The sequence below is a fragment of the Bosea sp. OAE506 genome, assembly GCF_040546595.1.
Lineage (GTDB): Bacteria > Pseudomonadota > Alphaproteobacteria > Rhizobiales > Beijerinckiaceae > Allobosea.
Genome location: NZ_JBEPOB010000001.1, coordinates 1546425 through 1564843 on the forward strand (window position 1 = coordinate 1546425; position 18419 = coordinate 1564843).

General features: G+C 69.9%; 21 protein-coding genes. 9 read left to right on the top strand and 12 right to left on the bottom strand.

Translation table 11 applies throughout. From position 1 onward, the window contains the following. Window positions 1-68: 68 nt before the first annotated feature. The 10 genes from ABIE41_RS07540 to proB form a co-directional block, all read right to left on the bottom strand. Complete coding sequence (locus ABIE41_RS07540; RefSeq protein WP_192644224.1) at window positions 69-824, bottom strand: transporter substrate-binding domain-containing protein; 756 nt, start codon at window positions 822-824, stop codon at window positions 69-71. 27 nt (window positions 825-851) lie between these two features. Beyond that, window positions 852-1364, bottom strand: a complete 513-nt coding sequence (locus ABIE41_RS07545) for an RNA pyrophosphohydrolase (protein ID WP_192644223.1) — start codon at window positions 1362-1364, stop codon at window positions 852-854. After that, entirely contained in the window at window positions 1361-2575 is a 1215-nt protein-coding gene (locus tag ABIE41_RS07550) for a divergent polysaccharide deacetylase family protein (protein WP_354191827.1), read from the bottom strand. The genes ABIE41_RS07545 and ABIE41_RS07550 overlap by 4 nt, the downstream gene beginning before the upstream one ends. A gap of 126 nt (window positions 2576-2701) precedes the next feature. Continuing rightward, window positions 2702-4030, bottom strand: coding sequence for a S41 family peptidase (locus ABIE41_RS07555; RefSeq protein WP_192644222.1), 1329 nt, complete (start codon window positions 4028-4030; stop codon window positions 2702-2704). Beyond that, window positions 4030-5403: a murein hydrolase activator EnvC family protein gene (locus ABIE41_RS07560; protein ID WP_192644221.1), complete on the bottom strand. Its 1374-nt coding sequence runs from the start codon at window positions 5401-5403 to the stop codon at window positions 4030-4032. Before ABIE41_RS07560 ends, ABIE41_RS07555 begins: the two co-directional genes overlap by 1 nt. After that, on the bottom strand, window positions 5400-5879 hold the full coding sequence (rlmH, locus tag ABIE41_RS07565) for a 23S rRNA (pseudouridine(1915)-N(3))-methyltransferase RlmH (protein WP_192644220.1): 480 nt from the start codon (window positions 5877-5879) through the stop codon (window positions 5400-5402). The genes ABIE41_RS07560 and rlmH overlap by 4 nt, the downstream gene beginning before the upstream one ends. Window positions 5880-5894: 15 nt before the next feature. Then, window positions 5895-6251, bottom strand: coding sequence for a ribosome silencing factor (rsfS, locus tag ABIE41_RS07570; RefSeq protein WP_354191828.1), 357 nt, complete (start codon window positions 6249-6251; stop codon window positions 5895-5897). A gap of 123 nt (window positions 6252-6374) precedes the next feature. Continuing rightward, complete coding sequence (locus ABIE41_RS07575) at window positions 6375-6998, bottom strand: nicotinate-nucleotide adenylyltransferase (RefSeq protein ID WP_192644334.1); 624 nt, start codon at window positions 6996-6998, stop codon at window positions 6375-6377. Between the two features lie 17 nt (window positions 6999-7015). Next, window positions 7016-8257: a glutamate-5-semialdehyde dehydrogenase gene (locus ABIE41_RS07580; RefSeq protein ID WP_354193394.1), complete on the bottom strand. Its 1242-nt coding sequence runs from the start codon at window positions 8255-8257 to the stop codon at window positions 7016-7018. 117 nt (window positions 8258-8374) lie between these two features. After that, window positions 8375-9517 carry a glutamate 5-kinase gene (gene proB / locus ABIE41_RS07585; protein WP_192644218.1) on the bottom strand — a complete coding sequence of 381 codons (1143 nt, stop codon included), beginning with the start codon at window positions 9515-9517 and terminating at the stop codon, window positions 8375-8377. A 270-nt stretch (window positions 9518-9787) separates the two neighbouring features. On the opposite strand from proB, the gene ABIE41_RS07590 reads away from it, so the two are divergent. The 7 genes from ABIE41_RS07590 (at window position 9788) to ABIE41_RS07620 (ending at window position 14483) form a co-directional block, all read left to right on the top strand. Next, on the top strand, window positions 9788-9997 hold the full coding sequence (locus tag ABIE41_RS07590; RefSeq protein ID WP_054143126.1) for a cold-shock protein: 210 nt from the start codon (window positions 9788-9790) through the stop codon (window positions 9995-9997). A 151-nt stretch (window positions 9998-10148) separates the two neighbouring features. Further along, a complete protein-coding gene (rpsU, locus tag ABIE41_RS07595; RefSeq protein WP_066723523.1) occupies window positions 10149-10412 on the top strand; it encodes a 30S ribosomal protein S21 in 264 nt (87 codons plus the stop codon). An 84-nt stretch (window positions 10413-10496) separates the two neighbouring features. After that, window positions 10497-10874, top strand: coding sequence for a DUF6481 family protein (locus ABIE41_RS07600; protein WP_354191829.1), 378 nt, complete (start codon window positions 10497-10499; stop codon window positions 10872-10874). A 193-nt stretch (window positions 10875-11067) separates the two neighbouring features. After that, window positions 11068-11388, top strand: a complete 321-nt coding sequence (locus tag ABIE41_RS07605) for a hypothetical protein (protein ID WP_192644216.1) — start codon at window positions 11068-11070, stop codon at window positions 11386-11388. Between the two features lie 245 nt (window positions 11389-11633). Next, window positions 11634-12194, top strand: coding sequence for a sigma-70 family RNA polymerase sigma factor (locus ABIE41_RS07610; RefSeq protein WP_192644215.1), 561 nt, complete (start codon window positions 11634-11636; stop codon window positions 12192-12194). Between the two features lie 99 nt (window positions 12195-12293). Continuing rightward, window positions 12294-12971 carry a hypothetical protein gene (locus ABIE41_RS07615; protein WP_192644214.1) on the top strand — a complete coding sequence of 226 codons (678 nt, stop codon included), beginning with the start codon at window positions 12294-12296 and terminating at the stop codon, window positions 12969-12971. A 72-nt stretch (window positions 12972-13043) separates the two neighbouring features. Next, complete coding sequence (locus ABIE41_RS07620) at window positions 13044-14483, top strand: S8 family serine peptidase (RefSeq protein ID WP_192644213.1); 1440 nt, start codon at window positions 13044-13046, stop codon at window positions 14481-14483. On the opposite strand, the gene ABIE41_RS07625 is transcribed toward ABIE41_RS07620, so the two are convergent. Beyond that, a complete protein-coding gene (locus ABIE41_RS07625) occupies window positions 14472-14933 on the bottom strand; it encodes a YybH family protein (RefSeq protein WP_192644212.1) in 462 nt (153 codons plus the stop codon). The genes ABIE41_RS07620 and ABIE41_RS07625 overlap by 12 nt on opposite strands. Before the next feature lie 122 nt (window positions 14934-15055). Between ABIE41_RS07625 and ABIE41_RS07630 the strand changes: the two genes are divergently transcribed. After that, a complete protein-coding gene (locus tag ABIE41_RS07630; RefSeq protein WP_192644211.1) occupies window positions 15056-16210 on the top strand; it encodes a glycosyltransferase in 1155 nt (384 codons plus the stop codon). Next, window positions 16207-16863, top strand: coding sequence for a class I SAM-dependent methyltransferase (locus ABIE41_RS07635; protein ID WP_192644210.1), 657 nt, complete (start codon window positions 16207-16209; stop codon window positions 16861-16863). The genes ABIE41_RS07630 and ABIE41_RS07635 overlap by 4 nt, the downstream gene beginning before the upstream one ends. Window positions 16864-16890: 27 nt before the next feature. On the opposite strand, the gene ABIE41_RS07640 is transcribed toward ABIE41_RS07635, so the two are convergent. After that, entirely contained in the window at window positions 16891-18408 is a 1518-nt protein-coding gene (locus ABIE41_RS07640) for a methyl-accepting chemotaxis protein (RefSeq protein ID WP_192644209.1), read from the bottom strand. Between the last annotated feature and the right edge of the window lie 11 nt (window positions 18409-18419).

Consider the following 18419-nt stretch of genomic DNA (forward strand, 5'->3'; position numbering starts at 1 on the left):
GTGAGAAAGCGGTTCCTGTTGTCGGAAATTGGGCCGCACCGCCGAGGCCGGCAAGTCGCGCCTTCGCATCAGGCAACGCTCAGCCCGGTCACGCCATGATGGCGGATGCGTCCGGCCACGAAGCCCGAGGCCGTCGCCGCTGCAACGAAGCGGCCGAGCCAGGCAACGGCCTCTTCGGTGAGGCCGTCATCCCTGCGGGGAACGCCGATCGCCTGCTGCACGGCCATGAAGCGGCCATCGAGCAGTCGCGAGCCCGGCAGCTGCTTCGCATCGTCCAGGAGGCGCATGCGCAGACCGGCCAGCGCGTCGAGCCCGCGGTCGCGAAAATCGGCGAAGGTCTCGTCCATGGTGGCCGTGCGGAAGAGTTCGGCCCGGCGGATGTTGCGGTCGAGCCAGAGGCCATAGGCCGTCCCGCCCGTGACGGCGATGCGGATGCCGGGCGCATCGACGGCGTCGATCGTGGCAAGCGGCGAGGCGGCCGGCACGAGATAGGTCGCCTCGATCTGCGCATAGGGCGCTGTGAAGGCGATCGTCTGCGCGCGCTGCGGCTCGGCGCCGATCAGGCCGATGTCCCATTCGTCACGCTGGGCCGCGTCCGCCAGCAGCGCCGGCGAAGCATAGGGCACGAGCTGCAGCGGCACGCCGAGGCGTCCCGCGACCGCCCCCGCCATGTCGGGCGAGACGCCGACCGGCGCGCCGTCGGCCGCGCGGGCGGAGACGAGCAGGAAATTGGACAGGTTGATTCCGGCGCGTAGGACCCCGCCGGGGGCGACTCGGGCGCGCAGGGAAGCCGAAGCCGGCCCGGGATCACCGTCGAATGTCATGATGGAGTCCCGGATGACGAAGGCCGGTCAGGCAGCGGCGAAGGGCGAAAACAGGGAGGCGACCTCGCGGTAGACCCCCTGCTTGAAGGGGATGATGAGATCGACCGTGCGCTCCAGCCGTTCCCAGCGCCAGGCGTCGAACTCGGCCTTGTGGCCTCCGGCCGGCGTCGCAATGTCGATCTCGCTGTCGGCGCCGGTGAGCCGGAAGGCGAACCATTTCTGCGCCTGGCCGCGCCAGCGGCCTTTCCAGGCCTCCTTGCCGATCGCGACCGGCAGGTCGTAGGCGAGCCAGCCGGGGCTCTCGGCGAGGAGCGCCACGGAGGTGACATTGGTCTCCTCCTGCAGTTCGCGGATGGCGGCTTGAAGCGGCGTTTCACCGGCATCGATTCCGCCCTGCGGCATCTGCCATTCATGGCCGGGCGCGACATGCTCGCGCAGTGATTTGTTGGCCCGGCGTCCGATGAAGACGAGGCCCTCGGCATTGAACAGGGCGAGCCCGACACAGGGGCGGTAGCCGTCTGGCGGCGTGGCGGAGATCATCTCAGGGATCCGGTGGTCTTGGGGCTGCGCAGGACCCGGGCCGCGCTCATCGGCACGATCACGAGGCCCTTGCCCTCGAGCGTCTGCGCCCAGCGCGCGATGCGCTCGACCGAGACCGGCAGTGCGCTGGCGCCGAGGATGGCGACGCCCTGGTCCCGGGCCATCGCCTCGATCGCGGCGAGTTCCTTGTCGATCGCGTCCGGCCGGGCCACCGCATCCACCACGCGGTCGATCTTCATGGCGGGGATCTGGGCGCGCTGTGCGGCGGCGGCGAGAAGGCTGCGGGCAGAGGAGCCGTCATCCACGACCATCAGGCCGCGCCCTGCGAGTTCGCGCAGGATCGGCGACAGGGCCGCATCGTCGGAGGTGAAGCGGCCGCCGAGGAAATTGACCACGCCGACATAGCCGGTGAAGCGGCCGAGCACCCAGTGCAGCCGCTCCATGTTCTCGCCGGCCTTGGGGCCGGTCAGCAGGGTGTGCGGCCCGGGGTCGCTATCGGGATAGTCGAAGGGCTCCATCGGCAGCTGCAGGAAGACCTCGTGGCCCTCGCCGCGGGCGCGCTGGACGGTGCGCTCCAGCTCGGCCCCATAGGGTGCGAAGGCGAGCGAGACCTGGCCCGGAAGCTTGGTGATGGCGTCGGCGGTGCCGGTGGGGCTGATGCCGAGGCCGCCGACGAGGATCGCAACCCGCCCTGCAACCTTGCCGGCAGGCGGCGGCCCGGCGGGGCGCGCATAGAGCTGGGCCGGGGTCGTGCCGTCCGGGGCGATTTTGGGCAGCAGCCCGTGCCGGGTGCGCTCGACGAGGCGGTTGTCCGGCGCGGGCGCCAGCTTCACCGTCGTGGGCGTGTCGGGGATGGTGATGACGATGGCGCCGGGTGCATCCGAGCCCGGACGCACGACCGTGACGCCGGATTCGTTCTCGAGTTGGCGGGCGCTGGACTGGGTGCGGGCCTGCTCGGCCGGGGCGCCGGCAACAATGGGGCCGGGCGGGGGCAAGGCGGGGACGGTGCGGGTCTCGATCCGGGCCATCGCCATGGGCTCGCCGCCATCGGGATCTCGCCTGACGGCGACGACGAGGAGAAGCCCGACCCAGGCGAGGCCGACGAGTCCGGCTCCCGCAAACACGGCCCAGCGAGCCCACGGCTTGGTGCGGGCTGTCGTGCGGTCCTGGCCGAGTGGCCGGTTGAGCTCAGTGAGCGGCGTTCCGGCCAAGCGAAGCCGTCCTCAAGCTTGCGAACGGACCCGAATCAGTGGTCCGCGAAGCGGGAGTATGTCGGATTCGAACCGAATCAGACAGCCTCCCGCATCGTTTGTCGCCAGGCGCGCGCCCGCAGCGTCTCAGTTGGGCTTGGGCGCCTCGCCCTGCGGGGCGGCGGCGTCCTTCTTGACGCCGCGGAGTTGGTTCAGCGCGGCGGTGAGCTGCGTGTCCTTGGCCGGGTCGTTGGGGACATAGGAGGCGGAGCCGGACTGCTCGTCTTTGCCGTCGCCCGCCTTGAGATGGCCCTTCAGTGCCGCCTCGCCCTTGTTCTCGGCGAGCTTGTCCTTCAGCTCCGGCGGAATGTCCTGCACCACCTCGATGTCGGGCGAGATGCCCTTGGCCTGGATCGAGTTGCCCGACGGCGTATAGTAGCGCGCCGTCGTCAGGCGCAGGCCGCCATTGCCGGCGAGCGGGATCACGGTCTGGACCGAGCCCTTGCCGAATGAGCGGGTGCCCATGATCGTGGCCCGCTTGTGGTCCTGAAGGGCGCCGGCGACGATCTCGGCCGCCGAGGCGGAGGAGCCGTTGATCAGCACGACGACCGGCTTGCCCTTGGTCAGGTCGCCCGCCTTGGCGTTGAAGACCTGCGTCTCCTCGGCGTTGCGGCCGCGCGTCGAGACGATTTTGCCGCGCTCGAGGAAGGCATCCGAGACCAGCACGGACTGGTCGAGGCGGCCGCCGCGGTTGTTGCGGAGGTCGATGACGTAGCCCTTGATCTTGTCGATGCCGATATCGGCGTTGACCTTGTCGATCGCCTTGCGCAGCCCCTCATAGGTCTGCTCGCTGAAGGTACCGATGCGGATGTAGCCGACATCGCCCTCGACGCGCTCCTCGACGGCGGGAACGACGATGGTCGTGCGCGTCAGCGTGAACTCCAGCGGCTCGGGCTTGCCGGGACGCTCGACCTTCAGCTTGACCTGGGTGTTGATGATGCCGCGCATCTTCTCGACCGCCTGGGTCAGGGAGAGGCCCTTCACCTCCTGGCCGTCGATCTGGCTGATGATATCGTTGGCCAGGATGCCGGCCTTGAAGGCGGGCGTGTCGCGGATCGGCTTGGCGACCTTGAGGACGCCCTCCTCCATCGTCACCTCGATGCCCAGACCGCCGAACTGGCCGCGCATGTCGGTGTCCATGTCGCGGAAGGACTTGGCATCGAGATAGGATGAGTGCGGGTCGAGCGAGGAGACCATGCCGTTGATGGCGGCCTCGATCAGCTTCTGCTCGTCGGGCTTCTCGACATAGTCGGTGCGGATCTTCTCGAAGATGTCACCGAAGAGGTTCAGGCTGCGATAGACCTCGGCGGAGGCAGCGACCGCGCTGGTCGAGGTGAGCAGGCGCGTCTGCGTGACCATTCCGGTCAGCCCCGCACCCAGCACAGCCCCGGCGAAAACGAGAGAAACCTTGCGCATCATCCGCGAACCTTTTCGCCAAGCGGTTTCGTCCACCACGGGGCCGGATCGACCGACACGCCGTCTTTCCTGAACTCGATATACAGAACCGGACGGCCGGCTCCCGAACCCACGATCGTCGCTGCAGCTTCCGACGTTTCGCCCATCACCGCAACCGGCTCCCCCGCGAGGACGAACTGGTTCAGCGCCACGTCGATCCGCTGCATCCCGGCGAGCAAGAGATAGTACCCCCCGCCGGCGTTCAGGATCAAGAGTTGCCCGAAAGACCGGAAGGGACCGGCATAAACGACCCAAGCGTCCGAAGGCGCCGAAACTAGGGCACCCGGTCGGGTTTCCAGCGAAATGCCGCGCGTTGTGCCGCCGGCGCCGTCGGAATCGCCGAATCCACGCAATTGTGATCCCGATACCGGTAGCGGCAACAGGCCGCGCGCTTCGGCGAAGGCGATCTTGGGAGCAAGGCGGGCCGGGTCCTTGAAGGCCAGGGCCGCCATGCGCTGGCGCTGTTCGCGGGTTTCCGCCTCCAGCGCCTGGCGCGCCGCCTCGGCGGCCCGGTTGGCGGTGGAGATTTCCTTTTCCATGCGCTCGACGAAATCGCGCAGACTGCGGGCCTGGGCGGCGAGCTCTCCGTCCTGCCCGCGCTGCGCCTCGGCGTCGCGGGTTGCGCTGGCCTCGCGCTGGCGGCGCGCCTCGACGAGCGAGCCGATGCGCTGGCGCTCGCCCGCAAGCTGTTCGAGCTCGCCCGAGAGCGTGTTGCGTTCCTTGCCGATGGCCTCGCGCAGCCGCACCAGCTCACCCAGATCGGTGCCGAGCACCTCGATCTCCTGGCGCAGATCGGGCACCACCGCGCCGAGCAGCATCGAGGCGCGCACCGCTTCGAGAATGTCCTCCGGGCGCACCAGCACGGCGGGCGGCGGGCGTCGACCGATCCGCTGCAGGGCGGCGAGAACCTCCGCGATCAGGCCGCGGCGCCCGTCCAGCGAGCGGCGGATGGCGGTCTCGCTCGATTGCAGCAGGGAGAGGCGCTGTTCGAGCGCGCTGATCCGCTGCTCGGCGCCCTGGGCCCGGGCGGTGGTGTCGAGCAGGGCCTTGTTGAGCGCGGCCCGGTCGGCCCGGATCGCGGCAATCTCCGCCTCCAGCCTGCTGCGAGCCTCGGCATTGCCGGCCAGACGCTCCTCGATCGCCTTGAGTTCGGCTTCGCGGGCCTGCTTCTCGACGAGTTTCTGCATCGCCTCGCGGGCGAGCGCTTCGGGATCGGCCGGCTGCGGCTGGGCGGCTGCAGGGCCACCGGCCAGCACGAGCCCCAGGAGCAGCGCCGCCAGGGGCCGCGGGCGACCGGCATCACGGAAACGAATCAGGGGCCGGAACGCGCTCATGCGCGATGATAGGGGTGACCGGCGAGGATCGTCATCGCGCGGTAGATCTGCTCAAGGACGAGGACGCGTACGAGCTGATGGGGAATCGTGAGGCCGCCGAAGGCGAGCGTCCGGGCCGCCTGGGCGCGGATCTCCTGCGCCAGCCCGTCGGCCCCGCCGATGACGAGACTGAGCGAGCCGGTTCCGGCGTCGCGCGCGGCGGCGATGCCGGCGGCGAACGCATCGCTGCCCTCGCTGCGGCCGCGCTCATCCAGCGCGATGACGAGCCCAGGCGAGAGTTTGGCCAGGATGGCGCCAGCCTCTTCGCGCTTGCGCTCTTCGGGCCGGCGGCCGCGACTTTCGGCGATTTCGACGATGTCGGGGCCGGAGAGGCCGAGGCCGCGACCCAGCGTGGCCGCGCGCTCCCGATAGCGCTCGCAGAGCTCCCGCTCCGGCCCGTCCTTGAGACGGCCGACGGCGATCAGAGCAAGGCGCATGCGCGGCGCGCGCCGTCAGCCGACGAGGCGCTCGCTGGGACGGTCCGCGCCCCACATCTTCTCGAGATTGTAGAACTGGCGGACTTCCGGCCGGAAGACGTGGACGATGATATCGCCGGTGTCGATCAGCACCCAGTCGCAGGCGGGCATGCCCTCGACCTTCGGCGCCTGCAGGCCGGAGCCCTTGATCGCCTCGACGAGGGACTCGGCGATGGAGGCGACATGGCGGTTCACGCGGCCGGTCGCGATGATCATCGCATCCGCCAGCGAGGTCTTGCCGACCAGGTCGATGACCGTGATGTCTTCCGCCTTCATGTCCTCGAGGACGTGAAGGGCGAGGGCGATGCTGTCGGCAGAAGGATTCTCCTGCACGGCTTCCTGGGGAAGCGGCTTGGGCTCGGCTTCGCCACGGGTTGAAGGGGTCAGATCCGTATCCTCACGGGTTTGTGCGCTCGATGCGCGATGGGGTCAAAATACGCGCAGCCGGCCCGAAATTCAATCGCGTTCGGCCTGTTCGCGCAGCATGGTCGAGGACAGCTCGGAGCGGCGCCCATGCAGGAAGACCCAGGCGGGCGGCTTCGTCAGGGCCAGAGCGGCGCCCTGGCTTTCGGAAATCCGCCAGCGGGAGAGCCAGTTGGCGGCCGGCGAGGCGACGGCGCTGTGGGTCGAGCCCGGGCGGTCGATGATCGCCATCGGCATCATCCGGGCGATGGTGCGCCACTCGTTCCAGCGGTGGAAGCTGGCGAGATTGTCCGAGCCCATGATCCAGACGAAGTTCACGCCGGGGCAGCGGCGCTTGAGCGCGCGCAGCGTGTCCGCGGTGTAGCGCGTGCGCAGCATCGCCTCGATGCCGGTGACATGGATCTTGGAATGGTCGGCAAGCTTGCGGCCGAAGCGGATGCGCTGCGCCAGCGAGGGCAGCGCGGCATTGTCCTTCAGCGGATTGCCGGGCGTCACCAGCCACCAGACCCTGTCGAGCTGAAGCCGGCGCAGCGCGGTCAGGCTCGCCATGCGATGGCCGTCATGGGCCGGATTGAAGGTGCCGCCGAAAAGGCCGATGCGCAGCCCCGGCGCATGGGGCGGCAGGCGCAGATGCTCAAGGGCGAGGTGGGGGCGCATCGCCCCGGATTCGTCGCTCACGGTCGGATCTGGCCGTTGCCGTGGACGCGGTATTTGAAGGAGCAGAGCTGCTCGACTCCGACCGGGCCGCGGGCGTGCATGCGACCGGTGGCGATGCCGATCTCCGCGCCGAAGCCGAATTCCCCGCCATCGGCGAACTGGGTCGAGGCGTTGTGCAGCACGATGGCCGAGTCGATCTCGGCGAGGAAGCGGCCGGCAGCGGCCGCATCGGCGGTGACGATGGCGTCGGTGTGGTGCGAGCCATAGCGCTCGATATGGGCGATGGCTTCGTCGAGCCCGGCCACGACCTTCACCGCGATGATGCGGTCGAGATACTCCGTCGCCCAGTCCGCCTCGCTCGCCGCCTCGGCCCGGGCCGCCGCGGCCTGGGTGCGGGCATCGCCGCGCACCGCACAGCCGGCCTCGATCAACGCGGTCACCAGCGGCTCCAGATGCGTCGCCGCACAGGCCTCGTCGACCAGCAGCGTCTCGGCGGCGCCGCAGACGCCGATGCGCCGGAGCTTGGCGTTGAGCACGATCTCGCGGGCCATGGCGAGCTCGGCCGCGGCATGGACATAGACATGGCAGTTGCCGTCGAGATGGGCGAAGACGGGAACGCGCGCATCGCTCTGGACGCGGGCCACCAGGCTCTTGCCGCCGCGCGGAACGACAACGTCGACGCTGCCGTCGAGGCCCTTGAGGATCTCGCCGACCGCGTCCCGGTCGCGCGTCGGCACGAGCTGGATCGCATCGCCGGGCAGGCCGGCCGACTCGAGGCCCTCGCGCAGCGCGGCCGCGATTTCGGTGGCGGTGCGGAAGCTGTCAGAGCCCGCGCGCAGGATCGCGGCATTGCCGCTCTTCAGGCAGAGCGCGCCGGCATCGGCCGTGACATTGGGACGGCTTTCGAAGATCACCGCGATGACGCCGAGCGGCGTCGCGACGCGCTCGAAGCGCAGGCCGTTGGGCTGCGTCCAGGTCGCGAGCACGCGCCCGAGCGGATCGGGCAGGGTGGCGACGCTGGCGACGGCCTCGGCCACCGCGGATAGGCGGGCGGGATCGAGCAGCAGGCGGTCGATGAAGGCCGGGGTCTGGCCGGCGGCGCGGGCGTCGGCGAGGTCGAGCGCGTTGGCGGCCAGGATGGCGGCCTCACGCGCCCGCAGTGCGCCGGCCATCGCACGCAGCGCAGCATCGCGCCGTTCGGCGGAGGCGAGCGACACCTGCCGCGCCGCGGCGCGGGCGCGCCGGCCCAGGGCCTGCATCTGCACGGCCACGTCCGGCGCAGCTCCGCCCTCGCGGGCGAGCCCCTCGCTCGAGACCACGCGCAGCACCGCTTCGCTCGTCATGTCCACCCTGCCAGACGCCATCTTCCCGCAACCTTAGCTCACGCCGAGCGCCATGTCGTCCCGGTGGATCATCTCCGCCCTGCCGGGATAGCCCAGGATGGCGGCGATGTCGCGCGAAGCCTTGCCGAGGACCAGCGCGGCCTCGGCCGCATCGTAGGCCACAAGTCCGCGCCCGAGCAGTCGCCCTTCGGCATCGCGGATCAGAACGGCATCGCCGCGGGCGAAATCGCCCTCGATCCGGCTGACGCCGACGGGCAGCAGGCTCGCGCCGCCGGCCAGCGCGCGCGCCGCCCCGGCATCGACATGGAGCGTGCCGCGCGGCTCGAGCGAACCGGCGATCCAGGTCTTGCGGGCGGTGGCGGGCGTCGAGGCGGTCAGGAACCAGGTGCAGCGCGCGCCTTGCGAGATGGCCGCGAGCGGGTTCTTGCCGCGGCCGTCGGCGATCAGCATGTGGGTGCCGCCGCTGGCGGCGATCTTGCCGGCCTCGATCTTGGTGCGCATGCCGCCGCGTGAGAGCTCGGACGCCGCGCCGCCGGCCATCGCGTCGATCTCGGGCGTGATGCGCTCGACGAGGGGGATGTGACGCGCCGCCGGATCGCGGGCGGGCGGAGCGGTGTAGAGCCCGTCGATGTCGGAGAACAACACCAGCAGATCGGCGCCGGCCATGGTGGCGACGCGGGCGGCGAGCCGGTCATTGTCGCCATAGCGGATCTCGGTGGTGGCGACGGTGTCGTTCTCGTTGATCACCGGAATGGCGCGCAGGTCGAGCAGGCGGCCGAGCGTCGCGCGGGCATTGAGATAGCGGCGGCGCTCCTCCGTATCGGCCAGCGTCAGCAGGATCTGGCCGGCGGTAAGCGCGTGGTGGCCCAGCGCCTCGGCCCAGGTGCGGGCGAGCGCGATCTGGCCGACCGCGGCGGCGGCCTGGCTCTCTTCCAGCCGCAGAGGGCCCGAGGGCAGGCCGAGCACCGTGCGCCCGAGCGCGATCGCCCCCGAGGAGACGACGAGCACATCGGCCCCGCGCTGGTGCAGTTCGGCGAGGTCCTCGGCCAGGGCGGCCAGCCAGGCCTGGCGCAGGCGGCCGCGGTCGCGGTCGACGAGCAGGCTCGAGCCGACCTTCACCACGATGCGACGGAACTGGTTCAGCGACGGCGTCTGCACGGACAGGGAAACCCGCATGTTGGCGATGACGATGCCTGCCTCTTGGCGAAAAGCGTGTCATTGTAAAGCGCGTGGGCGCGAGGGCGGGGGCACCGCCGGCGCATTCGCGCGGCAGTTGCATTGACATTGCCGGTTCGAGCGCCCATATGGGGTGGGTCGATATTTAGGCCGAACGACTTGGCCCCGCGCAGTTCAGCTGCGCACGCTGACGACCTTCCCGCTCAAAATTCGCAAAACGACGCGCGACATCCGTCCGTGTCGCACAATTATACCGTGAAAGGGTTCGTCATGAGCGCCGGTACAGTCAAGTGGTTCAATTCGACCAAGGGTTTCGGTTTCATTCAGCCGGATGATGGCGGCCAGGACGTGTTCGTCCACATCAGCGCCGTCGAGCGCGCTGGCATGCGCGATCTCCGGGAAGGTCAGAAGATCTCCTACGAGCTCACGCAGGACAAGCGTTCGGGCAAGATGTCGGCCGATCAGCTCCGCGCCGAGTGAGATGATCGCCGCAAAGGCCGGCTAGGACAGCAGGAGGGCGACCACGGATGTACTGGCGCCCCCGTTTCCCAGCCTGAGCTATCGCGGCGTGACGAAGGGTCGGTGCCTGTGCCCGACCCTTTTTTCCATTCTCCAACCATGGGAGTGACAGATGCAGGTTCTCGTCCGCGACAATAATGTCGACCAGGCCCTTCGGGTGCTGAAGAAGAAGATGCAGCGCGAAGGCGTGTTTCGTGAGATGAAGCGCCGTTCGGCCTATGAGAAGCCGTCCGAGAAGCGCGTTCGCGAGAAGGCCGACGCCATCCGTCGCGCCCGCAAGGTCGCCCGCAAGCAGATGCAGCGCGAGGGCCTGATCGCCGCTCCGAAGCCGAAGCCGCGTCCGGTGCGCGCTGGAAGCGCACCCGCGCCGCGCTGATTTCGATACCATTCGGGCGCAATTTGGATTATTGCGCCCTCGCGGGCCGGAATGCGCCCGTCACAACCCGAGAGAAGGCTACCCTTGAAGAACCCGAACGACCGCAGCTTCACTGATCGTCAGGCCAATTCCGCGGCCGCCAAGAAAGCGCTCCTGGAGCGGTTCAAGGCGAGGCCCGGTCCGGATGACCCGATCATGCAGCAGCGACGCGCGGAACGCGAAGCCGTCGCCGTTGCCCGCGCTGCGCGCGAGGCCGAAAAGGCTGCCCTTCGCGCCGAGCAGGAGCGTCTCGCCGAGATCGAGCGTCTGCGCCTCGAAGAGGAAGAGCGGATCGCCGAAATCGCTCGCGAGGCCGCCCGCAAGGCCGAGCAGGCCAAGCGTGACGCCGAGCGCCCGCGTAAGGTCCTGCTCGAGGCCGTGCAGTACGCGCAGATGCGCGCCGCCGGCAAGGGCCGCCGCTGACCGCTCCAGCGCCGGGCCGCGCCCGGCGCGGTGGACCCTCCCGCGGCGTGGCCGCGGTGTGAGGATCTGCCCAGACCGCGGGACTCGCTGAGGGATCCCGCGTCGTGACATGCCTCCCAACAGGGGCGGGTCGCTCCGCGCCCTCCGGCCGGATCGTGAATCCGCTCCTGCCGCGAACCCGGAGCGAGCCGCCATGGCGACGCGAGGCCTTTCGTCCGACGAGATCAAGCTTCGCGCGCAGCGGGCCTTCGACAAGGTTGATGCCCGCAAGCAGGAGGCCTCCCGCGCCTTCGAGGCCGAACAGCTCGCCCGCGAGGCCGTGCTGCAGAAGACGGCCCGGCTGAAGGCGCTGCGCCTCGCCAAGGAAGCCGCCGACGCCGAGACCGCCGCCATCGTCGCCGCCGAGCAGATCCGGGCCAAGGTTGAGATCGCCGAGGCCAAGGCCGCCGCGAAGGCGAGCAAGGCCGAAGCCGGCAAGCGCACGACCAAGGCGAAGGCCAAGCCCGCCGCCTGAGCGCGGGCTCCGCTCTGCCTTTCTTCTTCCATCCTCGACCCACCCGCCACGCTCCGGAAAGAACTGGCGCGGCGGCTGATCTGTGTCGAGAAAGTCACCGAGCGGGATTTCCCCCTTTCCGTCGGGCCGCCGCGCCGATAACGTAGGCGAAATCGTCGCCGGCGATTTTTTCGTGCCGACGGTTGAACCTCTCCTACGCTCGCTGCGACCAACCCTCGCGAGCCGGATGTCAGGCCTCGAGGGCGATGCATACGGAATCCGACGAAGAACTCGTCAAGCGGATCGCCGGTGGCGACCGGCTCGCGATGAAGGTGCTGTTCTCGCGGCACCAGACGCGGGTTTATCGTTTTGCGCTGCGCCTGCTGCGCGACGAGACGATGGCGGAGGATGTGACGGGTGACGTCTTCATGGACCTCTGGCGTCAGGCGGACCGGTTCGAGGCGCGCTCCTCGGTCACGACCTGGCTGCTCACCATCGCCCGCAACAAATCCTATTCGGCCTTGCGCAAGCGGCGCGATGCCGGGCTCGACGATGATTTCGCCGCCAGCATCGAGGACGAGGCGGACGACCCCGAGGTCGTGCTGCAGAAACAGGACAAGGGGCTCGCGATCCGGGCCTGCCTGTCCAAGCTCTCGCGGGACCATGCCGAGGTCATCGACCTCGTCTATTACCACGAGAGTTCGGTCGAGGAGGTCGCCAGGATCGTCGGCATCCCCGAAAACACGGTCAAGACGCGGCTCTTCCATGCCCGCAAGAAGCTGGGAGAGCTGCTCAAGGCGGCGGGAATCGACCGCGGCTGGCCCTGAGGGGACGCCGCAGGCCACCGCCCGCCGCTCCGACATGCCGATGCGTTCCCGCCATTCCGTGATCCGTGCCGAGACGGTGCGCGCTTTTGGAGTTCAGTCATGACCGACGCCGTTGCGACCGATCCGAAGCGCGCCGAAATCGAGCTGCTTCTGCCTTTCTACGCCACCGGCCGTCTTTCGCCGGCCGACACGATCCGGGTCGAGGCCGCCCTGGCCGCGGATCCCGAGCTGGCCCTGCGCCTCGACATCGTACGGGACGACATGGCCGAGACGGTGCTGCTGAACGAGCGGCTCGGCGCGCCCTCGCCGCGGGTTCTCGACCGGCTGATGGCGGGCATCGAAGCCGAGCCGCGCCGGCAGGGCCTGCTCTCCACCGCCAAGGGCGGCTTGATCACCTGGCTGGGCGGGCTGCTCGCAGCCCAGCCGCCACGCCGCCTCGCCTATGCGGGAGCGGCGGCGGTCGCGCTGGTCGCCATCCAGGGGATCGCGCTGACCGGTTTCGTCCTGCGCGAGCGGACCGGCTTCGAGACGGCTTCGAGTGTCTCGCAGGCTTCGGAGCGCTATGTGCTGCTGAGCTTTTCGGCGGATGCGCGGGCCGGCGATATCGCCTCCTTCTTCAAGCGCTTCGATGCCTCGGTCGTCGACGGCCCCCGCGCCAACGGCTATTTCAAGGTTCGTGTCGGCGACGCCTCGCTCACCCAGGCCCAGGTCGATGCGATCGCGGCCCGGATGAAGTCCGAGGCCGCGATCGTGCGCTTCGTCGCCCCGGCGCCCTGAGCGCGGCCGGTGACGGCACGGCACGGTTCTGGTAAGGCTTCGCCGCATCCGAGCGCGTCGGGAGAGCGCATCATGAGGTCGTCCCGTTCTTTGCCCCGGCTCCTTCAGTCGGCTGCCGGCTGCCTCGCGCTCCTGTTCGTGCTGGCCGGCGCGCCCGCGCAGGCGCAGCAGCCGGGCCCGAGCGGCGGCAACACGCCGGCCGCCGCTCCGCAGGGCGGCTCGACCCGCGCCATCACCGTCCCTCCGCCGGCCTGGCAGGTTCCGGGCGTCTTCGGACAGCGTCCGTCGCGGACCGTCGTTCCGGCTGCAGACGAGACCCGCTTCGTACCTGGCGAGATCCTGTTCGAGCTCGCGCCCGACGCGCAGGCCGAGACGGTGCTGCGCCGCTACGGTGCGACGCTGATCGCGAGCCGGCGCGTCGAGCTCGCGGGCACGACGATCATCCGGGCGCGGCTGGAGGAAGGGCGCGACCTGCGCGCCGTCCTGACCCAGATGGCGAGCGACAATGCCATCGCCGGAGCCCAGCCCAACTTCACCTTCGAACTGCAGCAGGACCTCGCCCAGCCGGTCAGCACCACCGCGACCAGCACCCGCTCGGACGTCCCGACGCTGCGCCTGTCCGATCCGTCGGCGCTGCGGGCGCCGCCGCAGCCGCGGCGCGACCTGCCGGCGCAGTATGTGGTCGACAAGCTCCGGTTGGGAGAGGTCCACAAGCTCGCGCGCGGAACCGCCGTGCGGATCGCCGTGATCGATTCCGGCGTCGATGTCGGCCATCCGGAGCTGCGGGGCGCCATCCTCGGCGCGTATGACGCGCTCGGCGGCCCGTTCGAGGCACATGCCCACGGCACCTCGATGGCGGCGGCGATCGTGGCGCAGGGCCAGCTGCAGGGCGTCGCGCCCGCCGCGCGGCTGCTGGTCGCCCGCGCCTTTTCCGGACGTGCCGGATCGAGCGGGGCTAACGGGACCAGCCTGCAGATCATGTCGGCGATCGAATGGGCGGTGAACCAGGGCGCGCGGGTCGTCAATCTCAGCTTCGCCGGTCCGGAAGACCGGCTCTTGTCGCGTGGCCTCGCCGGGCTTGCGGCCAAGGGCGTCGTCGCGGTCGCCGCCGTCGGCAATGCCGGGCCGGCCGCAGCCCCGCTCTATCCCGCCGCCGACCCCAATGTGATCGCGGTGACGGCGACCGATGCCGAGGATCGCGTCTTCGTGCGCGCCAATCGCGGCAGCCACATCGCCGTGGCCGCGCCCGGCGTCGACGTGCTTGCGGCCGAGCCGGAGGGGCGCTACGTCTTCTCCTCGGGGACGTCGATCGCCGCCGCCCATGTCTCGGGGCTGGTCGCCCTGGTGCTGGAGAAGCGCCCCGAGCTGGATCTGGTAGCGATGCGCCGCCTGCTGACCGAGACAGCGGTCGATCTCGGATCGCGCGGGCGCGACCCTGTCTACGGCGCTGGCCGCATCGATGCGGCTGCGGCGCTGGCGCGGGTCCAGCCGCTTACGGCGTCACGCCCCTGACGCCGGAGCGAGGCGCGGCGCGGGCTCGTATTTCTGTTCCAGCCGGTTGGCGTGGCGGTGGAGAAGGCGCCACGCGCCGTCTTCGACGCGGAAGACATGGGTCACGCGGTTGGTCCAGCGCGTCGGGGTTTCCACCCCCGGGAGCAGCACCTCGAAAACCTCGATGTCGGTGACGAGAGCCAGTTCCGTTCCGACGATGGTGGTGACGTTGTCATGGCTGACGGTGCCGCCCCGGAATTGCCGGGCCGCCCAGTCCCAGCGACGCGAGATCGCCTCCCAGCCCTTCTCGTAGCCGCCCCAGCCATACATGCTGGTGGCGTCGTCGGCATGGGAATAGAGCGCCTTGATCGGCCCGACCTCGCCATTGGCGACATCGGCGAGGGCTTCGCGAAGCCTGGCCAGCGCCGCCGGAAAACTACTCGTTGCCGCCATCGTCACCGTCCTGTCCATGCCAGCCTCCTGCATCGCGGGCAGACTAACATGGCGGCGGGATGCGGGTTCAAGGCGTCAGCCGCCGTCACAATGCATCGCGCCGCTTGACCTTCGCCGCCGCATCGGACTGATGTCCGCCCATGCCGCGTCCCCGCCTTCTCTTCGTCGCCACCGAGGACTGGTTCTTCGCCTCGCATTTCATGCCGATGGCACGGGCTGCGCGCGAGCTGGATTTCGATGTCGCGGTGATCGCCCGCGAGCGCCATCACCGGCGCGTTCTCGAGGCGGCGGGTGTCCGGCTGATCCCGCTCGAGGCCGAGCGCCGCAGCCTGGATCCACGTGCGCTCGTCCGCCAGGTCGTGGCGCTGCGGCGGCTGATCGAGCGGGAGCGGCCCGATATCCTGCACTGCATCGCGCTGAAGCCGATCGCGCTGGCGGGCCTCGCCGGTCGGCTGGCCGGTGTGCAGCGGCGGGTCTATGCACTCACCGGGCTCGGCTTCCTCGGCGCGAGCCAGGGGCTGGCGGCAGGAGCAGCGCGGATGGCCGCGATCGGCTGGCTGCGCGGTGCGATCGACGGTCCGCAGGTGCGGTTCCTGTTCGAAAATCCCGACGATCCAGTCACGCTGGGGCTCGATCCGCAGGATCGGGGCAAGGTTGTCATCGTCGGCGGGGCGGGGGTCGATCCGCTGATCCTGATGCCGGAGCCGATGCCGCCGGCGCCGCCGCTCAAGGTCGCGCTGGTGGCGCGGCTGCTCTGGTCCAAGGGGGTCGATCTGGCGGTCGAGGCCGTGCGGCTGGCGCGGGCCGAAGGTGCACGCGTCGAGCTCACGCTGCACGGCGCGCCCGACCCTTCCAACCCCAAGGCGATCCCGGAAGATACGCTCAAGCAGTGGGCGTCGCGCCCCGGAATCGACTGGGCGGGCCCCACCCGCGATATCGAGGGTGTCTGGCGGCGTCACCATCTCTGCATTCTGCCCTCGCGCGGCGGCGAGGGGCTGCCGCGCACGATCCTGGAGGCCGCCGCCTGTGGCCGGCCGATCCTGACGACGGATGTGCCGGGCTGCCGCAGTTTCGTCCGCGACGGGCAGGACGGGATGGTGGTGCCGCCGGACGACGCCGCGGCACTGGCGCGGGCGCTGGTCGTCTTCGCCCGTGCGCCGGCGCTGGCTGAGCGCATGGGGGCGAGCGCCCGTGCGCGGCTGATCGATGGGCATACCGAGCGCGACGTCATGAACGCGGTCAAGGCGCTCTATCGCGGGCTGCTCTCGCGGCCGACGACGGACATCGCCGCGTGAGCGCGCCCGGGCTCGACCGGCGCGCCTTCATCCGCGAGCATACCCGGCTGCTGCCGGTGCCGCATGCGCCCGAGATCGCGATCCATGTCGCCGAGGAGGCGACGGAGCTCTGGCAGAAGACCGAGGACGAGCTCGCGATGATCGGGCTTCCGCCGCCCTTCTGGGCCTTCGCCTGGGCGGGCGGGCAGGCGCTGGCGCGCTATCTCCTCGACGATCGCGCCATCGCGCGCGGCCGGCGGGTGCTGGATTTCGCCAGCGGCTCGGGCCTCGTCGCAATCGCGGCGGCGCGCTGCGGGGCGGCGAGCGTGGAAGCCTGCGACATCGACGCCTTCGCGGCGGAGGCGATGGCGCTCAATGCCGCCGCCAATGGCGTCTCGCTGGCGATCCGGCTCGAGGATCTGGTCGGGCGCGACGAGGGCTGGGACCTCGTCTGCGCCGGTGACGTCTGCTACGAGCGCGCCATGGCCGACCGCGTCGTCGCCTGGCTGGGGAGCCTCTCCGCACGCGGGGCGCGCGTGCTGATCGGGGACCCCGGCCGCAGCTACCTGCCGAAGGAGCGGCTCGAGGCGCTGGCGAGCTATGCCGTGCCGGTGACGCGAACCCTCGAGGATGCCGACATCAAGCACAGCACCGTCTGGCGGTTGACGAGCTAGGCCGGCGAAGCAGCGCCGGCCGCTCGTTCAGGCGGCCTTGCGCCGCTGCTGAGGCATGACCGCGATCCGGCCGTCCTGCGAGGTGCGGAAGGTCGCGATCAGCCGGTTGAGCTGCTCGATCTGGTCGAGCAGCGTCTTCGACGAGGCGGCGCTTTGCTCGGCGAGCGCGGCGTTCTGCTGGGTGATCTCGTCCATATGGCTGATGGTCTGGCTCATCTCGTCGATGCCGTTGGCCTGTTCGCCGGACGCGCTGGCGATCTCCTCCACGGTGGAGGACACCGCGGCTGCGGCCTCGACGATCTGGTCCAGCGTGCCTCCGGCGAGGCGCACCAGCTTGACGCCCTCCGTCACCTCGGCGTCCGAGGAGGCGATCAGGCCCGTGATGTCCTTCGCGGCGTCGGAGGAGCGCTGGGCGAGCGCCCGGACCTCCGCCGCGACGACGGCAAAGCCGCGACCCGCATCGCCGGCGCGGGCGGCCTCGACCGCTGCGTTCAGCGCCAGCAGATTGGTCTGGAAGGCGATGCCATCGATGACGCTGGTGATCTCGGAGATCTTCTTCGAGGCATCCTCGATGCGCGACATGGCGTCGGTGGCGTTCTTGACGATGTCGCCGCCGGTACGGGCGATCTTGGTGGCGTCGTCGGCGAGGGCGACCGAGCGCCGCGAGGCCTGGGCCGAAGTCTTCACCGAGGCGGCGAGTTCCTCGGTGGTGGCGGCGCTTTCTTCCAGCGCCGAGGCCTGCTGCTCGGTCCGCATCGACAGGTCCGAGGCGCCCGAATTGATCTCCTGCGAGGAGGCGGCGATGGCGGCCGAATTGGTCTTGATCGTCGCGACCATCTGTTCGAGACGGCCCACGGCCTCGTTGAAGTTGTCGCGGATCGCGCCGTATTCCGGCGGAATGTCCTGCCCGATGCGGAAGGTCAGGTCGCCATTGGCCAGGGCGGCCATTGCCTGGCTGACGGAGTCGACCGCCTTCTCGCGCTCAGCTGCCAGCGCGCGCTCGGCGGCCTTGGCCTGCTCCTCGACCCTGAGGCGGGCGGCTTCGGAGGCCTCCAGATAGACGGAGATGGCGTAGTCCATGTCGAGCAGGGCGGCCTTGACCAGCGCGCTGATTTCCGCAGCGCGGTCGGAGGCGCCTGCGACCCTGCCGCCGAAGCGGCTTTTCGGCCAGCGGGCGATCAGGACGTCGGTGATGATCTTCTCGAGGATCAAGGCATAGCCACCGATGTACCAGCGCGGCTCCAGCCCGATCCGGGCATGGATCTCGCCGACCTTGGTGACCGCGGCGACGTAGTTCTGGTCGAACTCGCCCTTGGCGATCCGGTCCCAATGCGAGGTCTGGCGCTGCTGGGCGCCGTCGATCTGCTTCTCGCTGGAGAAGAACCGCTGGGTCTCCGGGTAGCTGCGAAGCTGCTTGTAGAAGGTGTCCAATGCGCCCGGCAGGGCAGCGACGATATCGTCGTGCATGCCCTTGATCTTGTCGCGGCCGCGGCCGTCGAGCTGCATGAAGGAGAGGCGACTGGTGAGGGGATCCGTAGACGACATCGGGAGGCTCC

Coding starts and splice junctions, on each gene's coding strand:
- ABIE41_RS07555 (WP_192644222.1), bottom strand. CDS start 4,030: ATGCGCAAGGTTTCTCTCGTTTTCGCCGGGGCTGTGCTGGGTGCGGGG.
- ABIE41_RS07625 (WP_192644212.1), bottom strand. CDS start 14,933: ATGGACAGGACGGTGACGATGGCGGCAACGAGTAGTTTTCCGGCGGCG.
- ABIE41_RS07605 (WP_192644216.1), top strand. CDS start 11,068: ATGGCGACGCGAGGCCTTTCGTCCGACGAGATCAAGCTTCGCGCGCAG.
- ABIE41_RS07620 (WP_192644213.1), top strand. CDS start 13,044: ATGAGGTCGTCCCGTTCTTTGCCCCGGCTCCTTCAGTCGGCTGCCGGC.
- ABIE41_RS07545 (WP_192644223.1), bottom strand. CDS start 1,364: ATGATCTCCGCCACGCCGCCAGACGGCTACCGCCCCTGTGTCGGGCTC.
- ABIE41_RS07575 (WP_192644334.1), bottom strand. CDS start 6,998: ATGCGCCCCCACCTCGCCCTTGAGCATCTGCGCCTGCCGCCCCATGCG.
- rlmH (WP_192644220.1), bottom strand. CDS start 5,879: ATGCGCCTTGCTCTGATCGCCGTCGGCCGTCTCAAGGACGGGCCGGAG.
- ABIE41_RS07590 (WP_054143126.1), top strand. CDS start 9,788: ATGAGCGCCGGTACAGTCAAGTGGTTCAATTCGACCAAGGGTTTCGGT.
- rpsU (WP_066723523.1), top strand. CDS start 10,149: ATGCAGGTTCTCGTCCGCGACAATAATGTCGACCAGGCCCTTCGGGTG.
- ABIE41_RS07615 (WP_192644214.1), top strand. CDS start 12,294: ATGACCGACGCCGTTGCGACCGATCCGAAGCGCGCCGAAATCGAGCTG.
- ABIE41_RS07630 (WP_192644211.1), top strand. CDS start 15,056: ATGCCGCGTCCCCGCCTTCTCTTCGTCGCCACCGAGGACTGGTTCTTC.
- ABIE41_RS07540 (WP_192644224.1), bottom strand. CDS start 824: ATGACATTCGACGGTGATCCCGGGCCGGCTTCGGCTTCCCTGCGCGCC.
- proB (WP_192644218.1), bottom strand. CDS start 9,517: ATGCGGGTTTCCCTGTCCGTGCAGACGCCGTCGCTGAACCAGTTCCGT.
- ABIE41_RS07580 (WP_354193394.1), bottom strand. CDS start 8,257: ATGCAGGCCCTGGGCCGGCGCGCCCGCGCCGCGGCGCGGCAGGTGTCG.
- ABIE41_RS07610 (WP_192644215.1), top strand. CDS start 11,634: ATGCATACGGAATCCGACGAAGAACTCGTCAAGCGGATCGCCGGTGGC.
- ABIE41_RS07640 (WP_192644209.1), bottom strand. CDS start 18,408: ATGTCGTCTACGGATCCCCTCACCAGTCGCCTCTCCTTCATGCAGCTC.
- ABIE41_RS07560 (WP_192644221.1), bottom strand. CDS start 5,403: ATGAGCGCGTTCCGGCCCCTGATTCGTTTCCGTGATGCCGGTCGCCCG.